The organism is Salipiger sp. HF18, from assembly GCF_011806505.1.
In the GTDB taxonomy this organism is placed as follows: Bacteria; Pseudomonadota; Alphaproteobacteria; order Rhodobacterales; family Rhodobacteraceae; genus Salipiger; species Salipiger thiooxidans.
Genome location: NZ_JAATOS010000539.1, coordinates 1 through 2,588, shown reverse-complemented (window position 1 = coordinate 2,588; position 2,588 = coordinate 1). Strand labels below are relative to the sequence as shown.

Genomic DNA, 2,588 nt, shown 5'->3' with positions numbered 1-2,588 from the left:
AGGACCGCAGCATCACGGGAGTCCATCTATAAGAGATTCGCGCAAACAAGTCCAGACGACCGCAAGATGCTGTTGCGGCTTCGGGCGCGGCCCTCAAGCTATGGTGTTGCGTGCGTGCCTCAGTCGGCGCGAGGCACGAGCGGTGCGTCCGGCGAGGTCTCGCTGCCGCTCGCAGAGGGCGGCGGAAGCAGGGAATCGGTGTCGATTTCGCCAGGCGTGCTGGGCTCTTCGGCCGCGGGCGCGCCGCCGGTGAGGCGGTCCATGACGGAGACGCCCGAGGCATCCTGCGCCGCCAGGATCGTCAGCGTGAGCGACGTGGCGATGAAGCAGATGGCAAGAATCCAGGTGATCTTTCCGAGCGCGGTAGCCGCTGCGCGCTGGCTCATCGCGCCACCGCCACCACCCATGCCGAGCCCGCCCCCTTCGGAGCGCTGCAGCAGCACGACCCCGATCAGCGAGAGCGCGAGGAGAAGATGAACGATGAGAATGACGTTCTGCATGGAGAGTTCCGGATCCTGCGGTTCTGGCGGGCTATGTAGGGGAAGCGGCGCAGCGGCGCAACCCGGCAATGGATGCCGGTGCCCCGGCGTCGCGCGGCGCGGCCTCGGGACGGCCGGAAAGCGGCGTGTGCGTGACGCCGGGGAAGGGCGTGGACGCACGTTTGGGTTGCAATAATATATTCCAATAATAACAAAAGTAGTGTCTTGCCCGGTTGTGCGGGCGCGGCTACGCTCGCCTCATGAAACATGACAAGCCCCTTCTCGGCATCACGTTGATGCTTGGTTTTTGCATCGTTGCGCCACTTGCCGATGCTGTTGCGAAACTGCTCGGAGGGAAGGTCCCGCTGGCGGAACTCGTGCTTGTCCGTTTCGGGGTGCAGGCGCTTGTCCTGATCCCCATCATGGTCCTCACGGGCCGCAGCTTCCGCGTGCGGTCCAAGGTGTTCTGGATTATCCTGCTGCGCACGCTCATGCACATCCTCGGGATCGGCATGATGTTCACTGCGCTGCTCTACCTCCCGCTGGCCGATGCGGTGGCCATCGCCTTTATCATGCCGTTTCTTATGCTTCTGCTCGGCCATTACGTGCTGGGAGAAGAGGTCGGCTGGCGCCGCATGATCGCCTGCGCCGTCGGGTTCATCGGCACTCTCTTGGTCGTTCAGCCCGCCTTCCAGAACGTCGGCTGGCCGGCGCTGCTGCCGCTCGGCGTGGCGCTGAACTTCTCGCTCTTCATGCTCACCACCCGGCAGATCTCGCGCGACATCGACGCGGTTTCGCTTCAGGCGATCTCGGGCAGCATCGCGGTGCTGGTCATCGGGGTCATGCTGCTGTTGCTTCCGGGCCAACGGCTGACCAACCTCGCCGGCGATTCCCTCGACCCCTCGACCTGGGGCCTGCTGCTCACCATCGGCCTGCTCGGCACGCTGGCGCATCTGCTGATGACCTGGTCGCTGCGCTACGCTCCGGGCGCGACGCTGGCGCCGATGCAGTATCTCGAGATACCGGTCGCGACCGCGCTCGGCTTCATGATCTTCGGTGACCTCCCGAATCCCCTCGCGACGGTGGGCATCTGCGTCACCATCGCGGCAGGGCTCTATATTCTCATGCGTGAGCGGGCCACGTCGCGGGCGCAGAAAGCAGCCCTCGCGACAGCGCAGGTGTCGACTCCACCGGCAGAATGATCAGCATCGCCGGCGCGTCGAAGCGCAGGCGGACCCGCGTCTCGCTGGTCTCGTTCGACGTTCCCACGCGCCGGGCGGGCGCAAACTCGATGCCGTCGAGCGGCCAGCGCAGCCCCTCGCTTTCGCCCCGCATGGCCGCCAGAGGATAGAGAGACAGCCGTGTCGCCAGCGGCAGTGAGAGCTCGATCTCGGGCGGCGCCAGCGCGATGACGTCTTCCTCGCCCAGCAGGATGCAGCGCCGGTCGGGCCGGTTCGCCAGCACCGTGAGCCCGGCAAGCTGGTGATCGACCCGCGGCCCGAGGAAGCCCGTCCCGTAGACCAGCGGCGCGGTGATGTTGCTCAGGCACTTGTCGAAATCGGTGCTGTTCTGCTCGGGTATGTGGTGCACGCGCTCCGCCGGGATGCGGGCGCGCGACACGTCGGTGAGGGAATCCAGGTCCCCGATCACCGCATCCGGCATGACGCCGAGCGCAAGCAGCGTCTCGGCACCGCCGTCGGCCGCCACCCGCAGGGCGCAGGTGTCGAGCAGCTCCCGAAGCTGATCTGGGTCGCTTTTGCCGCCTCCGACGAGGAGAACAGGGCCGGGATGAGAAACGAGACCGTCATTCATGGCGAATTAATGGCTTTTCGCGAAACAGGACACAATCCGAACATGAAATGATACTGTGTTTACCTAAGATTTGATCGGCTTTGGTCTTGGTAAACATGGTACATACTCGGTTGAAGTCCGATCGAAAGTGAGCAGCACATGGTGAGTTCGAGCAAAATCCTGACGGTCTCCTACGGCACCTTCTCCTGCACGGCGGAGGGGTTCGATGATCCGCTCGGCGTGGTCAAGGACACCACGCATTTCTTCCGTGGCGTAGTGCACGAGGACCGCTTCTTCGGGGCCGAGCCGCCCCGGTTC

At 64.6% G+C, this 2,588-nt stretch carries 3 protein-coding genes; 1 reads left to right on the top strand and 2 read right to left on the bottom strand.

The annotated features are described in order from the left end of the window. Positions 1–119: 119 nt before the first annotated feature. Positions 120–500: a preprotein translocase subunit SecG gene (secG, locus tag HC022_RS23785; protein WP_008885057.1), complete on the bottom strand. Its 381-nt coding sequence runs from the start codon at positions 498–500 to the stop codon at positions 120–122. Positions 501–739: 239 nt separating this feature from the next. Between secG and HC022_RS23780 the strand changes: the two genes are divergently transcribed. Continuing rightward, positions 740–1,681 carry a DMT family transporter gene (locus HC022_RS23780; RefSeq protein ID WP_089954411.1) on the top strand — a complete coding sequence of 314 codons (942 nt, stop codon included), beginning with the start codon at positions 740–742 and terminating at the stop codon, positions 1,679–1,681. Here the strand turns inward: HC022_RS23780 and HC022_RS23775 are convergent. Beyond that, positions 1,602–2,291 (bottom strand): thiamine diphosphokinase, encoded by a 690-nt coding sequence (locus HC022_RS23775; protein WP_167454049.1) that lies wholly within the window; start codon positions 2,289–2,291, stop codon positions 1,602–1,604. The two genes, HC022_RS23780 and HC022_RS23775, sit on opposite strands and share 80 nt — an antisense overlap. Between the last annotated feature and the right edge of the window lie 297 nt (positions 2,292–2,588).

Coding starts and splice junctions, on each gene's coding strand:
- secG (WP_008885057.1), bottom strand. CDS start 500: ATGCAGAACGTCATTCTCATCGTTCATCTTCTCCTCGCGCTCTCGCTG.
- HC022_RS23780 (WP_089954411.1), top strand. CDS start 740: ATGAAACATGACAAGCCCCTTCTCGGCATCACGTTGATGCTTGGTTTT.
- HC022_RS23775 (WP_167454049.1), bottom strand. CDS start 2,291: ATGAATGACGGTCTCGTTTCTCATCCCGGCCCTGTTCTCCTCGTCGGA.